Here is a 16468-nt window from a genome sequence, read left to right on the forward strand (position 1 = left end):
AGATTTCAAAACGCGCATTATATTGAACGTTGTTTTTTATTCCAGTATTTTTTATCACTATCAAGAATGATTCTGTCATTTATAAAAGTCACTGAATATGCATATCGATTAGAAGTAGGTGGTTCATCTGGGCTAAATGGTGGCAACTGTGCAGGTCAATGCAGCAATAGAAATTGGTACTTATTCGCTGTCCTCACTACTTTCTAGAGGCTTACTAGACAAAATAAACTGGTGTGTTGATACATCAAAAGTCATTCTGTCGAGTATTCTTACAGCCGCATCATGAGATTCAGGCAAAAAGTGTATCCCGTATTTTCTATGTTGATTAGAACGAGTTGTATTTTTAATGCACCCTTGAAGTAAGTGCAATTTATCTGGTTCTATATCATCGTTTAATTGAAGCTCTAGAGTTTCGCCCTTTTTGAATACTGGGCAATCAAGGGATAGGAATACTTGGCACCCCTGAGGCGAGAAATCATGGATCTCACACTCTATAGGCTGGTCGTTAGGTGAGATTATTCCACGCAATACTGTGTCAAGACGGGCTTGTGAACGAATGCCATGTTTTACTTTTGCCTCCTTTGGTAAAGAAAGCACCAGGATTCTACGTTTCCCCAAAGGGATTATATGCCTGATTCTACTACGAAAAAACACTTTACTTCCTTCCCCGCGAGGAGATAGAGCACATGCTTTAACGTAATGTTCAGTTTTAATAAAGGCATTTATCACATCATCATTAATATTAATGGCTTCAAGCAGAATAAGGTTCCCAGAAAGCATCCCGATATATTTAGCGCGATACCGAATGCTTTCATCCTTTGGTGAAACAATGCAGCAAGCAATATCACTAAGTGAAGCGACAAGAGAAAGGGCGATTTCGCCTTTTTCCGTTGTTGTATGATGATTTGGCATTATTGCTTTCCTTGATACTATTTCTAGTCGAGACTTTGTCTGTATTAAGCTTAGCAAAAAGTGACGTTCTCCTCTTGGTTCGAGTAACTACTTTAGGTTAACTACTCTTAGTACGGTATTTGCGAATGCGAACAATTAACATTGACAACAAGCCTTCAGCCGTTATATCGTCTGCCCTTAACTTCGTTCCCTTGTTTCTTTTATGATAAAAAGTACGTATTTTGTAGGTTTGTTTTTTCTCACCGCCATTGCTGAAATAATTGGATGCTACCTGCCTTACTTATGGCTTAACCAAAATAAGTCTGTATGGCTACTAGTTCCTGCAGCGCTGAGTTTGACCGTATTTTCGTGGCTGCTGACGCTACACCCGGATGACGCAGGGCGAACCTATGCTATGTACGGTGGAATTTATGTTGTTACTGCAATTCTTTGGCTTTGGGGAATCGAAAGAGTTGTGCCATCTCGGTGGGATATCACTGGCGGCTTAGTGATCTTATTTGGGGTCGCCATAATATACTTTGGCAATAATTAGTTATCGACATATACCTCTTATGAAATCCGCTATGCATTCTTCAAAACACTTGGGTACTCAAGTGTTTTGGCAAAATACACAAGTGAAGATAATTTCCGCTACACTTTCACAGTGCTATCCAAGACTTACTTTTTGAACTAGTTTTTATAAATAAGTAATTACTCAAAAGTAAACGATGTACAGCCTAAAGCTTTCTATTTTATTGTTCATGATCTGCATTTCTGCTAATTCGTTTAGTCAAACTATAGTGGCCGCGATTGGAGATTACCCTCCCTATACGTCAAAAGATGATCCAAAGGCCCGACTTGCTGAAGAAATAGTAACCGAAGCATTTAAAGCCGTAGGATACCAAGTTGAAATAAGGTGGGTGCCATGGAAAAGAGCCTATGAAGAAGCAAGGTTAGGCAAGGTTGATTTCACTTTTGCCTGGTTTAAAACGAAAACCAGGGAAGCAGACTTTTACTATTCTTTACCTCTTTATCCAGTTCAAGAGGTATTCTTTTTCATTAAAGGAAGTCAATTCTCATGGTCTAGCTTCGAAGACCTGAGCTCTTATCGTATTGGTTCTACACTCGGCTACTCACACATTGAAGTGTTAAACAATGCGGGAGTCGAAGTTGAGTTAGCGAAGACTGACACAATCGCACTCCAAAAGCTCTACAACCGTAGAATTGATGCCACACCAATAGATGTTCATGCTGCTTACTACTTACTGTCTCGGCTGCCACAAAAGTATAGAGATGCAATCACTCATAGCGATAAACCAGTATTGGAGAACCATCAGTATGTGCTCGCAAGTAAGAAGCTAGGGGAGCAATCTGAAAGACTTATCGCTCAATTTAATCAAGGTCTTAGCGAAACTCGAAAAAATGGGAGTTATGAAAAAATCTTAGCTAAGTATAAACAACATACTAGAAATACTAATTTATAAGCCCGATCACAATCAATCAGGCATTAAATTAGAACAGTAGGCTGTGTACCAGAGACTGAATACTTAACTGACTAATGATATACATTAGAACGCAATACTCACTCAAGATTTAGCCAATGAGCATAGTCTGTAACATGCAGAGTAGGGCATTCAGTATTCTTTATTGTTAAGAACTGAAAGGTATTTATCCATTGCTTTCAGGATTTTCACAGCCTTTTTTGATAAAGGCTTGTTACTTAACCTAATAACTGACAAGTTAACATCATCTATATCAACAGGCAGCTTCTTTAACTGCCCGGTTTTTACATACTTGTTTGCTAATGCATTTGCAGTTACAGTTGCAGCCTTACCCGTCAAAACAAGTTTTAGCCTCGCGTCTATATTATCCAACTTATAAATGACACAGCCATTTGCGATAATCTTTTTATAGTAGTCATTGTAAAAATTATTTTTAACTGATGGCAAAACCTTAAAGTCTGGAAAAACCCAAGGATACATTATTAGGTTGTCTCCATTTCTTAAAAAGTTGGCTTTAGGGGAAGCTACTGCACTGACTCTAACACTGCTAAATGAATTACATATTATTTTGTCAACACCACCTTCGAATACTGGGTCACTTTCATGGCAAATAATAAAGTCCAACTCACCTTGCATTAAATCACGATACAGCGTAGACGTGTCTGCTTCAATAACAGATACCTTTATATTCTGATATTTTGATACGACTTTAGAAATAAGTATGCTACCAAGGGAGCCAATAAGCTTTCCAAAACCAATTTTTATCTCTCCATAGTCCCCACCATGGATCACCTCTATTGTCTTGGAAAGTGATTTCATAGAAAAGTACACTTCAAGGCACTTTGGGTAAAGCTGATGAGCAGACTCAGTTGGTCTTAGACTCCTAGTGTCACGATTGAATAAAACGAGGTTACAGGACTGTTCTAAGCTCCGGATGCTTTTTGAAATTGTAGGTTGAGAAACATTGCAATACTTTGCTGCTTTAGAAAAACTTCCTAAATCATAAACAGATAAGAAATAACGAATATGAGTTAAGTTTTCTACATTTAAAACTTCTTTTACTGGCATGCTTTAATTACATCATTAGTTCAAAAACATATTTTTCTGAATCTGAAGCCTAGCAAGTTCCCTAAACTTCTTTTGACCTCTAAGACCATTGTGACTGTTTCTCGGCAAAAAGTTATTCCATATCGGAAGAAGGCTATTTCGATCTATATTTTTACCGTGGTTTTTAAAAGAGTGCGTTTGATTTGGAGCCCATACCCAATTCTCAAGGAAATGACTTTGCGTAGGGACAATTTCTCTTCCTTCCCAATGAAAAATTACACTCCCTTTACCAAAAGAAACATTAGACTTATTTGGGGTAAAGTATTCAAATAACTCTCTAGCCTCTAAATCAGTGTCTCCAACTCTTGGTGCATTGCGATCAAACACTTGTGAATAAAAAACATCTTTACCTTCAAATATAATTGTGCCTCCATACATATATACCCCCCAACGAATGATACGTGACATTTCTTGCGTAGCCGTTAGTCCATTGTACGTGTCTTTTGAAGGGGTACTTTTATCCCAACCTTCTATTTTGGTGTAGAATGACTTTAAATAAGATTCTCGTCCAGATGTATTCGCATCAAAGGTTCCTTGAAACTTCATTGTATAGTGTACGAACTCCGCAATAATGGGATCCCTTAGCTCATGTAATGATGTGCCGGCTTGACCATAGTATAGATCCATCATCTGATGATTGTTCTTAATATATTCATTTATCCTTCTGCCTGGGTCATAAATATTTAATTCGACCTTAGCTTTAGATCCCATTTTTTTTATAAATTCACCTACTATACTACCATTTCCAGTTGTGCCATAAATGAATGTTCTATTCCTGAAAGCTTCTGCTAACTTATGGCTATTTACTCGGAGTGCTGCACCAAGGAATTCTGATCTATTTATTCTCATGCTTTGAACCTGACTTAAATATTATAATTATTTGATTTTATTTGTAGTTCCAGTTAATGGAATGGCCCGAAATTGCTGTGGTAAGTTTTCCCACTTAAGAAATTAACAACAAAATCGAATTGCTACAAAAGACAACCTTTAAAGGAAATTATTGCACCAACCTCCAGTTTTGTGACATGGATCATATGTTTTGATTTGGGTAACTGTCAATGGTTTTTATACCGTAAGCCATAAGGAATAGTGATGCGTTCTCGTCGTTAAACTTTTGAATTATTGAGAAAACACTTACTAAGTAAAGGTTCATTGACCTATCTGAACCTAACTTCTGCTATAGAAAAGCAGAGCGTTTTGTAATTGAATTACTTTAAGCACTAAGAATTAATACCGTTAGAAAAAGTCACCTGTTTTGTTTGTTTTATATACACGCATTAAAGTGGAACATTAATTGCGAAAGAGTTGTAGAGGTGGTAATCAAAAAAATAAGGCATATTTCAAAAGCAATAACTTATTAAATACAAATGGATATACAACCATTAGTATCAATAAGCGTCGCAATAACAACACATATATTGCGCTCTTGTAAAAGGTTTAATGTGATAGATTAATATGAAACGTACTGGCAGAGACATTGTACTTGACTGATTTGCATAAGGAGAAAGAAAGAGCAATGGTTGCTAATGATATAAATCACCTGCAAGGGTAGAGTTATTTGCAGTCGATTTTTACTTCGCTTGCACCGCCGCTTCTTTTCGACGGCGACGGAGTAAGGCAACAGGAATATGAATACACTTAATTGGCATTACGAGCGTCATGCTTTAACTGTCAATTGCAATTAGCGATGACTTCATGACCTTTAAGCTGATATTTACTGTATATAGCGGCCATAACCCCTGTATCCAACATTTGCTTAAGTCCGTCATTTATGCCTTGAACTATATTTTTCTTTTGAGGGTGGATGCGCATCATCACGTCAGTTTCACCAATACAATTACCGACTTCGAAACTTCGATAATCAGGGTGCTTCAACTGTTCATACTGCAATTTTCGAAGGTCTAGTAGTACTTGATTGAACCGCCCAGCAAGAAGCTGCATTAACAAAAGGGATTCTGTCGTATTGTCGCGTCTAATGACAACGCCATCTTTAAATGCAGTCTCAAAGTATGGATAGACGTATCCCCTGACAGTTCCTACTACTTGTCCTTTCAAGCTCTCTGGTGAGCTGACTGGTACTTTCTGTCCACTTCGAAAAACGATAACATCTTTGGCTTTATCAAACGGAATAGAGTAGATCCCTTTAACCTTAACATCCATTCGCCAACTAGGGTTTACTGATGCCTCTATATCGAGATCTCCTTTGTCAAAGAGGAAAATGGCTCGAGCAGGGGGGACATACTTAAACACATACGTATCTCCAGTTATCTTCGAAAGCTCGCTGAATATATCATTGACGATCCCTTTATTCTCACTTGCAGCGAAAAAATAGGGGTTATTTGGCGGAGAGTAAGCAGCTACTGTAATAGTGTCAGAGTATGCATAAGCGCTAAATAAAGAGAGTAAAAGACACAAGGTTAACTTGAGGCAATTAACTAAACATATCATACGGACACCTAAAAATATTACTTTATTAAGCGTAGAAATTGTTTAGTCATTGTTCAATATAAGCCATACGAGATAACTGTAACAGTCTGTACTGTATATAGTATTTATTAGGGCTGAGAGCTTGATATAGATAAGAATTTTAAGGTATTAAAGTGATAGGACAGTTTTTGGCACTAGCAACAGACCTAATGTTGGAATCTCTGCAATTAGTCATCGCATTAAGTGTTCTATAGCTATCAGAATAGAAAATACTCAAAGCGTCCCTGCTTCTTAGTGCTTCAATAGGATAGGGTAAAAATAAAATCAACCTAAGGAGCCTTGTTACCATAGGTTTTACGGATAAGAACCCATTTATATTTACTACCACTCGCCGGGTATCCGGCCGTCGCATCTTTAGTACATGTGTAATATCTTCCATTGATGTGAACTTGAGATCCTGCTGGCTGTAACGAGCCGTTTGCATAGCAACCTAGATACAAATTTTGTTGCTTACCATCAGCATGGCTATACACACTCGTAATAGCTATTAATAGTAAGCTTATAATAGTCAATAAATATTTCATAAATAACACCACCTGTTTTTTATTTTATAGGCTAGGTTGGTGGTGGTTAACTATAGGTAAATACTAGAAGTTAAATAATAATCATGATTTCAAACTAATACCTTGAATACTTTGTTATTATTTTTATCATATAAAAATATATCAGCAAATTAAATTGCCCACTTTATAGAAATGTCGCAGGAATCTTTCACCGCTTTATCACGGTCATGACCAACCTCAAGGTTCTCTATCTCATAAAGTTTATAGACAAGCCCCATCAGCCGCTGTTTCATTTCGTTGTAATCAACCATAGTACATGTCCACCACAATTTTTGTTCTATACACTGCCACTCTATAGAGAGCTTTGGTTATTGGTTATCGCTTATTTGCCAATAAACGAAGTAGATATTTGAGTATTAGCTCCTATGCTAATACTAGGAAAACATTTATTAGGACACCATTATGAAATATCTGATGCGCACGGCTTTTTATTCTGTACTTGCCACTTTAGTGATCTCCCCAGCTTATAGCTGTGAGTTAATTATGGGGTACAGAACAAATGAGAAGCCTCCCTTGATTGGCAAAGCACCGGATAATAATGGACTTTACTTTGAGTTGTTTAAGACTGCAGCAGATCGTATTGGATGTAGCTTAACTGTTGAAAGAAAACCTAAAAAACGAATCATGAATATGATAGTAAGTGGAAAAATAGACTTTTATCCTGGACTCAAATTTACTAAGAAAAGAGCAGAAAATTTCGGTTATATCAATAATGGGCTTACCAGCTCATATGCGTTACTCACTAGAGTTGATTCTCCTGACTTTAAAAATAGAGAAGACATATTAGAGGCCAAACCAACTGAAATTTTACCTTATGGAAGCCCAGATCTACTGAAATTAGAGATCCCTAAAAAGTCTCCTAAAGAAGCAACAACTCTAGATGTTATGAAGCTAATTAGTAATGGTAGTGCGGATATCTATTTTTACAGCAAGGATAGTTTGCTTTATGCCCTGAAACAGAACCCTATGCCTAACCTAAGAGTTCAAGAATGCTGTAGTAACGTAGAACCAATGTATTTAGGTTTCTCACTAAATTCCAAAAATTACAATAAGATTCCAAATAAAAACTATGATGCCAATCAACCAATCAGTGCTACAAATTCACCCGTAACGTTCAGCCCAGATTCTATTGCAAAAAAACTCTCCGATGCGTTGGCGGACATGAAAAAAGAGGGCGTAACATCCAAAATATACAAAAAGTACTACTAACTATCAAAGTAGGGAGCTAGGAATCGGAAAACCTTGGCAAGGGTTTCAAATGATAGTAGAGCCTCAACAGATTATAGTTGCGTTAGGTGTTCTAGAGGCGTCGGCGCCAAGCGAACAAGTAAAAGCACCTCAACTTCTTAAATACTCGAGAGTTTTAGCTCAATTAAAAGATAAAAATGGTTGAAAAAGCTTTCTATACAATCAATTTTTTAGAAATATACTTATGGCCATGCTCGTTTTTTACTATTCCCAGTATTGGATTTTACTAATTCCAGTGTCTTTTTAGATTTCTCTTCAATAGAGCACAAATGCTGCTCTACTTTGTCTTGAAAATTGTGCTTTTGTTGATCGACTTGGTTGCTTTTTGTGGGGCTTGATTGTTGCATTTTCTGTACTATATCCACCAATTTTTTATTTTGGTTTTCCAACGAGTTGACCTTTGCTGTTAGCTCTTTCAGCATGCCAGACTGTTCAACAAGCTTTGACTCAAACTTGGAAAAGGCATTTAGTATTTGTCCAATATTATTCCCTGACATGACATCACTCCCGCGATAAAAAAAACATATGCGTACGCATACATATAAGTGTAGCATAATCTGCGAGTTTTTATGCTGATATACATGAAAATAACGTTCAGTCGAGCCATATTTAGATCGGTTCTAGATATATAGCTATAATATTGAATTAAGGGAATAACGAAAATTTTTATAAATGGGATAGTTAGGGACATGTATGTCAACTGCCAGTAAATATATCCTTTTCACTATGCTAACCGCTATACTCGTCGTAGCGATCATCGGAGCTTATTTAGCTTATTTAGATTATGTTGATCATACGCGTGTACATGGAGAGTGGATTGAAATAGGTGCTCCGTCATATTCTACAGACATATTAGTAATAAATGCTAAAGGCGTGTACAAAAACTCTCGATTAATTACGAATCAGTTTAAGTTTGATGGTTCGCATGTCTATATTGGGACTGGCGCTGGAAACACGGTTTACAAGCTAACAGAATCTTTTGGCCTTCCGCAATTACATCGAACTGTGCCAGCAACTCCAAATAAAAAGTTCATTAAAAAGGGTTACGAAAAAGAGTTACAGGACAATTCAAAGCCAGCACGATTCGAAACGCTACGTAAAGCCATTCAAGAAAAGTAAGCATCAAACACTAATAAGCCATAAAAGGGTTATGGTTACTACTCGATAGAAATACTCAATGAATATTATTTATATTATATCTGCAGGTTGTACTGATACTATAGTCATTAGTACGCATTATGCCTGCTTATGTTAAATTTTTTTCATATCAAGCTCTTAAATGAAAGGGCTTAAAATGAAACGTAAGCACAGCCATTGCACTCAACTCGATGAATTCGGAATTTTCACAAAAATAAACTGCACGTTAACGATAAAACAAGTCGCTGAACTTTGTTTTAAAAGTGTGAGAACAGTCACCCTATGGAATCAAGGGAAAAGAGCAATACCACCTGAATGCATCCGACTTATTCGTATTTACGAGAGTAGGGAACTTGGAATCGGAAAACCTTGGCAGGGGTTTCAAATGATAGGAGAGCGCTTGGCTCTGCCAACGGGGCAAATAGTAGAGCCGCAGCAAATAATCATCGCTTTAGGTGTCCTAGAAGTTTCAGCACCGAGAGAACAAGCGAAAGCATCTCAACTTCTTAGATATTCGAGAGTTTTAGCAAAATATAAAAGATAGTTACACGCTATCAAGATCTACGTTTAATGTGATTATTTGTCATCTAAACCGCGAGTGAGCAATAACTCGGCTATAGAACTTTAGGTTAAATGATCTCCAAACCAGATGGCAAGCAGCAATTAATTGTTGTAAAACGATAATTAATTATTGAAAAACGCAATAAATATGATTAATCTTTGCCTACCATTTAATGAAAGGAACTATTTATGCCCAATATCCAGAAACAAAGCCGTCGTGTACGCTTTATTTTGCAATGCTTCATGTTGCTGTTACCTATTATGGTTTGCTACTTTTGGTTAACTGTTAATACGCCAGATGATTACCTAACACATTTGGGCATCATCAATCTTAGTTTTGATATCAATAAGCTTACACACGTGCCACTTTCACTCTTAACACGCTTACTTGCTCTCATTGCCAGCTTAGCACTGAGCAGTATTGTGATTTATGCTCTTTGGAACCTTGTGAAACTTTTCCGCAACTACGAACAATGTGATATCTTCTCGCTAGAGAATGCAAAACTCTATCAGAAATTGGGTTACAGCGTATTTTATTGGGTTATTGGCTCAATTGTTTACAAAACTGTCATCATATTGATTTTGTCTTTTAATAATCCCCCGGGGCAACGATTGCTCGCCATCAGTTTTGGTGGTGCAGATCTGCTTACTTTGCTATTTGGTCTAATTATTATGATCATTTCATGGGTAATGAAAGAAGGTTACATGATTGCTGACGAAAATCTTCATACCGTATAAGGAGCTGACATGGCTATTGAGATAAACCTAGATGTCATGCTTGCCAAGCGAAAAATGCGTTCAAAAGCGTTAGCAAAGGCTATAGGCATCACTGAAGCCAACTTGTCCGTATTGAAAAATGGTAAGGCCAAAGCTGTACGCTTATCGACACTAGACAAACTTTGTGAAGTACTTGAATGTCAGCCTGCGGACCTATTAGAGTTTCATCCAAATACTGATGAGTGATATTTATTAAAGTTTAACAGCTAAGGATTAATCTCACGATAATACTTTAATATGAATACAATATATTAATACTATAATCAATAGTGCGTGTTATGTCTGCTTATGTTAAATTTGTTTCATATCAAGCCTTTAAATGAAAGGGCTTAAAATGAAACGTAAGCACAGCCATTGCACTCAACTCGATGAATTCGGAATTTTCACAAAAATAAACTGCACTTTAACTATAAAACAAGTCGCTGAACTTTGTTTTAAAAGCGTGAGGACCGTCACTCTATGGAATCAAGGAAAACGACCCATACCACCTGAATGTATAAGACTGATTAGGATTTACGAGAGCAGGGAACTTGGAATTGGTAAATCTTGGAAAGGCTTTCAAATGATAGGAGAAAGCCTAATTCTACCGACAGGCCATATTGTAGATCCTCAACAGATAATCGTTGCGTTAGGCGTCTTAGAAATGTCCGCCCCTAAAGAACAAGCCCAAGCATCCCAACTTATTAAATACTCGAGAGTATTAGCTAAATACGAAAGATAGAATCATAGAGTGTAGTTCGCTAAACACGAATAGCCCTTACCTGTTGAGTAAATTAGAAGATCAGCAATTAGGTTTAGTCCATGTCAACCTTAAACTTTGTCTTATTGCTTCGATCGACCACATCCAAAAAGCAGTGCCTACGAACTCAGAAATTATGGGTTGATAGCCAGCAGTCCAAAGCCAACCAGATAAACCAAGTAAAGGGACTACTAAGCCATGAGCAAAAATTGAAACTAATAAGCCAAAAAGCACACCATGAAGCAACCTAACTCTAGGAAAATACTCAACAATTACACAATAAACTATTGCGATTACAACTGAAAATAAAATATGTACTCCATTCCCCCCCCAATTTACCGTATACCCTAACCAGTGAAAAGTCATTCCATCAACGTTTATGCCTAGCTTTTGTAGCAACACAACTGGAGGCGGTATTGTCTCTGCTGTCCTCGGTGGGAGTAAATCTTCAAATCCAGATTTAACAAAAGCTGAAAAAATACCAGAAATAATGCCTATATATACTGCTATAATAATATGTTGTTCTTTTTTATCACGAGTTTCAAAAATATTTTTCATTAAAATATCCTTTGTAGTCATTCTGTAAGTTAAAATTGATTATATGTTATCTATCTTCACTATCAAGTTTTACCCGTAATTTTCTAGTGAGTGTAATAACTAGTGGAGTACATCATTGCAAGCAAGAAAAACATATAACTCACTTCCCTAGGTTTAATTCCAAAACGTTTAAACAAGTAAAGAGTGCCAAAGTAGGGGTGGGAAAAAGACAGTTGCCTTTGCTGATAGTCATTTTTCTCGTAAACACAAAGCATTCTCTATAGAAATCAATTCATAGCTCATCTGCTTTAAGTATAGACTGATATCTTTCTTAAATCGGTGAATGTGCTCGTGAGCAATATTGCTTATTGTCTTACTTGGAAGGTCCAATAAATCGACTTCCATGAGCTTTATTTCCAAATCTGAAACATACCAAACTCTTTTCCAATTTCTAGATTCTCCTTCGAAGGTATAATTTAATGTAACACTAAAAGCTGTCTCATTTGGCATACCAAAGGACTCTTTATTCAATATCAAATAATCATCAAAATCATCTGGTAAGTACTTATTATGAATGAACATATATTATCCCATTTATATATTGTTATAAGGCTCTCTCGCACCCTATTTTTTATAAATTTATAGTATGATAGTAGATATGACTAGTGGAACTAAATCACATAAAACTCGTGTTTGAGTTACCCCGTTAGATAAATAGCACTTAAGAACGGGTGAGAAGTTGGAAACCAACCCAAGCAAAAGATATGCTCAATGTTACGTTTAAAACTATATTGATACTCATTTTGAAAAGAGCTCCACCCTGCAATAGCAAAACATTGTCCATAGAAAATGTTGAAAAAGTTGTCAAAGCTCCCAAAAAACCGATACCTATAATTTGTCTCCAAGGTTCTGGCGCTATTGTTCCATTTTCAAGAGCAGCTACTAACACCCCCATTATAAAAGAGCCAATGACATTGACTGTAAATGTACCATAAGGGAACCCTTTACCTAACAATGTAGCACACAACTCTGTAGCTAAGTAACGAGAGCAAGCACCAAATGCTCCCCCCAATGCAATGTAACATAATGTTAACAATTGATTCATAAAACCCCCTAAGCAACCAACTGACTTTAAAATGGTTAGTTATATATCTACTGATAGAAAATTGCATTTATAGCATCAGAAAAAATGTTTGTGCTTAGCACCGAACATTTTTTCTGAAAGCTTTTTGAAACTATAAAAGCAAGACGTGAATAGTGTTGAGCCAATAGTTTCATGATGACTACCGTTAATAGAGATCGAATTAACACTTACAGTTAAGCTTGCGGCACTAAGACGTGCATACGGGTTGGAGCTTGAAATTACGTCTTGTATGAGGTTCAACTGCTCTTTAGCTGGGATAGACGCAGAGGGATATAATTTGCCTTTTGGAATAAGGCGTGAGAGTTTGGCTTCAGTCGAGTATTGCATTATGTTTTCCTAAGTGTTGGAAAACAAGCGCATCAAAACAGCATTCCTACAAAAGTGAGTATGTCATGCCGATGGATACACCGGTTCTCATTTTTGTAGGAGTCATCAGCCAAAACGGCGGTTCAGTCGGTGGCACCCCATCACCGTGCTACTATAATAGATCTAGATCACGTTATAATGCAAGCTAACATTTAGATTAACTCGGAGTTGGAAATCAAAACCTCCACTCAGGTAGTAAAAACTCGCCAGAGCAATTGCTGATATCAAAGTTCGCAAACTCAAAGAACCGTCGTTTTAATTACCACGCGAAGTTCTTTTTGCTGATGAACGGTCTTTTCTGACCTGAAAAACCAACCTAAGACGGGGATGTCTTTGAGAACCGGCACCCCTGATTCACTGACTTTTTCCTCATCGGAGATTAGCCCGCCAAGAACAATCGTTTGCTGACTTTTCACTTTGACGACTGTTTGAAGTGTTCGCTTGTTAGTGATGATATCGGCTGCAGCGGTGGAGTTCGTGACCGATTGCGACTCTTGGGCAATTTGTAGGATCACATCTTCGCCCATAATGTGGGGAATCACATCGAGCGATACGCCCACATCTTTACGTTCTATTTGTTGGATGGTATTACCACCATCAGTCACTTCTTTGGCAATAATAAAAGGGACGTTTTGGCCAACCGTAATATAGCCTCGCTCTCTATCCATGATGAGCATGTTTGGCCGAGAAAGTAGTTTGGCACTTTCGTCACTCGATATCGCTTTAACCAGTGCGTCGAAGTTTCCGCTGTCATACATCACAACATTATCAGAGGTTAAATCTGCCACGACGGTATTGGTAATAAATCCCGCTTTGTTAAATGCAGCCTCAAGGTTAACGCCAACTTCGTGTGACTTGTCGATTGAGGTTTCAGTAATTACGGCCTCGATAAATACTTGGCGCTGTGGTCGGTCAATGCCTTTCATCAGAGCATCAATTTGTTGTAACTGGTTACGAGTCCCTGTAATAATCACCGCATTAGTTGTTGGTAACACTTCCACGTTGTAGTTTTTTATAGGTTGGTTATTCACGCTTTGGGTTTGCGTAGCGCTAAGCATCGAGGATATTAAGTCCGTGACCTTGGTATTACGAACATGGTCTAGGCGGTAGAGCTTCACGAACGACGGTTCGACTTCGGCTATCGTATGAGCATTTGGCCTAACAACATAAATCCCATTTTCAATGTTGAGCATGTAGCCATGAGAGCGGAGTACGGAGTTAAAGAAAGCAGGGTACTCGCTTGGCTTTAAATCTTTGGCCGTAAAGCTGACCGTTCCTGTCACACCGTGGCCGAGCACAATGGTTTGGCCGGATTCAGCCGCATACCATGACACAAATTCAGATATAGGTGTGTTTGATGTTTCAAAGGTAGTCGGTTCATTGGCCACCACTGAGAAAGACAATAGAAGCACCAATAGGAAACTGACGCGCTTTGCTTGTCTGCTCATTATCAGAATCAAATTTGAGAACATTTGACTCTGACAAGCGAGCCTATATTTGAACTCACTAACAGTGCAGTTTTTCATGGTGGCTACCTTGGCTTATGGTGATGGAGCATCGAGACGCAGTGCTAAATGTGTACCCAAGTTCAGCAAGCTGGACACTGTTGAGCCGCTTACCATTGTTGTCCAACTCAAATGACAAAGGGCGGTTGGGTGCGTTCATATAGCTGGCAATTTTATAGCCCGATAAATCGAGTCGTTTGACTGTTTTAGTGATGGGCTCGGTAGTCTCTATTACTTCGGTATTGGGCGAAAAGTAGAGCGACACACCAAGCGAGAGCAGGGCACCTAGGGCAAACATGGTAAAGCGCGAGAACTTCCGCGCGTAGATTTTTGTTAAGCGCATAACATTTATCAGAGTTAACGTGACACTGTAGCGTCCATGGGTATACCAAGTCGGTAACACGCTGTATGTGCCTTTGTTGTAGTGGTCAGAAAAAGCTTGTTTGGTATCGTAGCTGGCGTATAAATCACTGCCCCAAAGCATCCATTTATCCACCGTGATGGACTGAGCACTGTCACCATATTTCACGATGCCAACATGCAGTTTTGGCAGTTTTAATTTAATCACTCCAAGGCTAACAGTCTGAATGAGAGCTGAGAGAATAGGGATCTGCATTCTATCCAAGCGGCGACAAAACACAGTGTGCTCAGCCAAGGCCAAACGTGCTTGCTTATCGACAATCGAGATATCTTGAACGATAAAGATAATATCCCAACCAAACTTTCTCGCGTGTAAGAACCAGTTGATTACGTCTTGGCGCGACTTGTCATTCCACGTTCTGGAGTTAAACCACGTACCGCACTCATCGAGTACCAATAAACCGTTTTTCGATTCATCGTAACTGGGGTTGCCATTGCCTAGTGCTTCTAAGTCCGTAAGGCTTGGCTTGTCCGGCACACGGAACAATCTTGTTTTCTTGGTTTTTCTGCCAAGCATCAGTTCTTGTTTATTTGGCAGCAGACCGCAGTAAAGACCATAGAGCACAAAGGGCTTGGGAAAGTATTGCAAAAAAGTTTAACGGCCAAGGATTACGAGCAATATCAATGGCTAGAGCGGGTTTGGCCTTGGTTCTGATGCCCGATTTTGCTCACACCTCCCAAATGCGCATTATGTCTGCCTATGTTAAACTTGTTTCATAACAGGCCTTTAAGTGAAAGGGCTTAAAATGAAACGTAAGCACAGCCATTGCACTCAAATCGATGAATTCGGAATTTTCACAAAAATAAACTGCACGTTAACGATAAAACAAGTCGCTGAACTTTGTTTTAAAACTGTGAGAACAGTCACTCTATGGAACACAGGAAAACGCTCCATACCACCAGAGTGTGCTCGACTTATTCGTATTTACGAGGGTAGGGAGCTCGGAATCGGAAAACCTTGGCAGGGGTTTCAAATGATAGGAGAGCGTTTGGCTCTGCCAACGGGGCAAATAGTAGAACCGCAGCAAATAATCATCGCTTTAGGTGTCCTAGAAGTTTCAGCACCGAGAGAACAAGCGAAAGCATCTCAACTCCTTAAGTACTCGCGACTATTAGCAAAATATAAAAGATAGCTACACGCTATCAAGATCTACGTTGAGTGTTATTATTTGTCATCAAGACCGCGAGTTCGCAATAACTCGTCTATAAAATTACAGGTCAAATCATGATCGACTGACATTAAAATGTCGCAGAAATCTTTCACCGCTTTATCACGGTCATGACCAACCTCAAGGTTCTCTATCTCATCAAGTTTATAGACAAGCCCCATCAGCCGCTGTTTCATTTCGTTGTAATCAACCATCGTACATGTCCACCACAATTTTTGTTCTATACACTGCCACTCGATAGAGAGCTTTGGTTATTGGTTATCGCTTATTCGCCAATACACGAAGTAGATATTTGAGTATTAGCTCCTATGCTAA

At 38.3% G+C, this 16468-nt stretch carries 22 protein-coding genes and 1 riboswitch; of the genes, 9 read left to right on the top strand and 13 right to left on the bottom strand.

Going from position 1 to position 16468, the window contains the following annotated elements; genetic code table 11:
• Positions 1-180: 180 nt before the first annotated feature.
• A complete protein-coding gene (locus tag L7A31_RS03425) occupies positions 181-912 on the bottom strand; it encodes a PilZ domain-containing protein (RefSeq protein ID WP_237360100.1) in 732 nt (243 codons plus the stop codon).
• A 202-nt stretch (positions 913-1114) separates the two neighbouring features.
• Here L7A31_RS03425 and L7A31_RS03430 point away from each other — a divergent pair, with 202 nt between their 5' ends.
• Both L7A31_RS03430 and L7A31_RS03435 read left to right on the top strand, forming a co-directional pair.
• A complete protein-coding gene (locus L7A31_RS03430; protein WP_237360101.1) occupies positions 1115-1444 on the top strand; it encodes a YnfA family protein in 330 nt (109 codons plus the stop codon).
• Positions 1445-1619: 175 nt separating this feature from the next.
• Positions 1620-2375 (top strand): substrate-binding periplasmic protein, encoded by a 756-nt coding sequence (locus L7A31_RS03435; protein ID WP_237360102.1) that lies wholly within the window; start codon positions 1620-1622, stop codon positions 2373-2375.
• Between the two features lie 150 nt (positions 2376-2525).
• Here the strand turns inward: L7A31_RS03435 and L7A31_RS03440 are convergent, their stop codons facing one another.
• From L7A31_RS03440 to L7A31_RS03455, 4 genes are all read right to left on the bottom strand, one after another.
• The gene (locus L7A31_RS03440) at positions 2526-3461 is read right to left on the bottom strand and encodes a LysR family transcriptional regulator (RefSeq protein WP_237360103.1); all 936 of its coding nucleotides are present in this window, start codon (positions 3459-3461) and stop codon (positions 2526-2528) included.
• Positions 3462-3476: 15 nt separating this feature from the next.
• Positions 3477-4349, bottom strand: a complete 873-nt coding sequence (locus tag L7A31_RS03445) for a hypothetical protein (RefSeq protein WP_237360104.1) — start codon at positions 4347-4349, stop codon at positions 3477-3479.
• Between the two features lie 822 nt (positions 4350-5171).
• On the bottom strand, positions 5172-5948 hold the full coding sequence (locus L7A31_RS03450) for a substrate-binding periplasmic protein (RefSeq protein ID WP_237360105.1): 777 nt from the start codon (positions 5946-5948) through the stop codon (positions 5172-5174).
• A gap of 712 nt (positions 5949-6660) precedes the next feature.
• Positions 6661-6801, bottom strand: coding sequence for a hypothetical protein (locus L7A31_RS03455; RefSeq protein ID WP_237360106.1), 141 nt, complete (start codon positions 6799-6801; stop codon positions 6661-6663).
• Between the two features lie 151 nt (positions 6802-6952).
• On the opposite strand from L7A31_RS03455, the gene L7A31_RS03460 reads away from it, so the two are divergent.
• Positions 6953-7759: a substrate-binding periplasmic protein gene (locus L7A31_RS03460; RefSeq protein ID WP_237360107.1), complete on the top strand. Its 807-nt coding sequence runs from the start codon at positions 6953-6955 to the stop codon at positions 7757-7759.
• Between the two features lie 221 nt (positions 7760-7980).
• Here L7A31_RS03460 and L7A31_RS03465 read toward each other — a convergent pair whose 3' ends face one another.
• The gene (locus L7A31_RS03465) at positions 7981-8295 is read right to left on the bottom strand and encodes a hypothetical protein (protein ID WP_237360108.1); all 315 of its coding nucleotides are present in this window, start codon (positions 8293-8295) and stop codon (positions 7981-7983) included.
• Between the two features lie 196 nt (positions 8296-8491).
• Between L7A31_RS03465 and L7A31_RS03470 the strand changes: the two genes are divergently transcribed.
• The 4 genes from L7A31_RS03470 to L7A31_RS03485 all read left to right on the top strand — a co-directional run bounded on the left by L7A31_RS03470 (position 8492) and on the right by L7A31_RS03485 (position 10459).
• Positions 8492-8917, top strand: a complete 426-nt coding sequence (locus L7A31_RS03470) for a DUF2850 domain-containing protein (RefSeq protein ID WP_237360109.1) — start codon at positions 8492-8494, stop codon at positions 8915-8917.
• A gap of 175 nt (positions 8918-9092) precedes the next feature.
• Entirely contained in the window at positions 9093-9479 is a 387-nt protein-coding gene (locus L7A31_RS03475; RefSeq protein WP_237360110.1) for a regulator, read from the top strand.
• Positions 9480-9685: 206 nt separating this feature from the next.
• The gene (locus L7A31_RS03480) at positions 9686-10234 is read left to right on the top strand and encodes a DUF2975 domain-containing protein (RefSeq protein WP_237360111.1); all 549 of its coding nucleotides are present in this window, start codon (positions 9686-9688) and stop codon (positions 10232-10234) included.
• 9 nt (positions 10235-10243) lie between these two features.
• Positions 10244-10459, top strand: a complete 216-nt coding sequence (locus L7A31_RS03485; RefSeq protein WP_237360112.1) for a helix-turn-helix domain-containing protein — start codon at positions 10244-10246, stop codon at positions 10457-10459.
• A gap of 595 nt (positions 10460-11054) precedes the next feature.
• On the opposite strand, the gene L7A31_RS03490 is transcribed toward L7A31_RS03485, so the two are convergent.
• From L7A31_RS03490 to L7A31_RS03515, 6 genes are all read right to left on the bottom strand, one after another.
• Positions 11055-11570 (bottom strand): YagU family protein, encoded by a 516-nt coding sequence (locus L7A31_RS03490; RefSeq protein ID WP_237360113.1) that lies wholly within the window; start codon positions 11568-11570, stop codon positions 11055-11057.
• A 228-nt stretch (positions 11571-11798) separates the two neighbouring features.
• Positions 11799-12131 (bottom strand): hypothetical protein, encoded by a 333-nt coding sequence (locus tag L7A31_RS03495; protein WP_237360114.1) that lies wholly within the window; start codon positions 12129-12131, stop codon positions 11799-11801.
• Positions 12132-12270: 139 nt separating this feature from the next.
• Positions 12271-12654 (bottom strand): fluoride efflux transporter CrcB, encoded by a 384-nt coding sequence (gene crcB, locus L7A31_RS03500; RefSeq protein ID WP_237360115.1) that lies wholly within the window; start codon positions 12652-12654, stop codon positions 12271-12273.
• Positions 12655-12729: 75 nt separating this feature from the next.
• Positions 12730-13020 (bottom strand): hypothetical protein, encoded by a 291-nt coding sequence (locus tag L7A31_RS03505; protein ID WP_237360116.1) that lies wholly within the window; start codon positions 13018-13020, stop codon positions 12730-12732.
• An 89-nt stretch (positions 13021-13109) separates the two neighbouring features.
• A riboswitch (Fluoride riboswitch) is annotated at positions 13110-13174 on the bottom strand.
• 124 nt (positions 13175-13298) lie between these two features.
• Entirely contained in the window at positions 13299-14507 is a 1209-nt protein-coding gene (locus tag L7A31_RS03510; RefSeq protein WP_237360117.1) for a secretin GspD/PilQ domain-containing protein, read from the bottom strand.
• A 58-nt stretch (positions 14508-14565) separates the two neighbouring features.
• Positions 14566-15462: a zonular occludens toxin domain-containing protein gene (locus L7A31_RS03515; protein ID WP_354003811.1), complete on the bottom strand. Its 897-nt coding sequence runs from the start codon at positions 15460-15462 to the stop codon at positions 14566-14568.
• Between the two features lie 11 nt (positions 15463-15473).
• On the opposite strand from L7A31_RS03515, the gene L7A31_RS03520 reads away from it, so the two are divergent.
• Positions 15474-15704: a DUF3693 domain-containing protein gene (locus tag L7A31_RS03520; protein WP_435532873.1), complete on the top strand. Its 231-nt coding sequence runs from the start codon at positions 15474-15476 to the stop codon at positions 15702-15704.
• Positions 15705-15730: 26 nt separating this feature from the next.
• Positions 15731-16117 carry a regulator gene (locus L7A31_RS03525; protein WP_237360118.1) on the top strand — a complete coding sequence of 129 codons (387 nt, stop codon included), beginning with the start codon at positions 15731-15733 and terminating at the stop codon, positions 16115-16117.
• Positions 16118-16149: 32 nt separating this feature from the next.
• On the opposite strand, the gene L7A31_RS03530 is transcribed toward L7A31_RS03525, so the two are convergent.
• Positions 16150-16347, bottom strand: coding sequence for a hypothetical protein (locus L7A31_RS03530; protein WP_237360119.1), 198 nt, complete (start codon positions 16345-16347; stop codon positions 16150-16152).
• Positions 16348-16468 lie beyond the last annotated feature (121 nt).

The organism is Vibrio marisflavi CECT 7928, from assembly GCF_921294215.1.
Classification (GTDB): domain Bacteria; phylum Pseudomonadota; class Gammaproteobacteria; order Enterobacterales; family Vibrionaceae; genus Vibrio; species Vibrio marisflavi.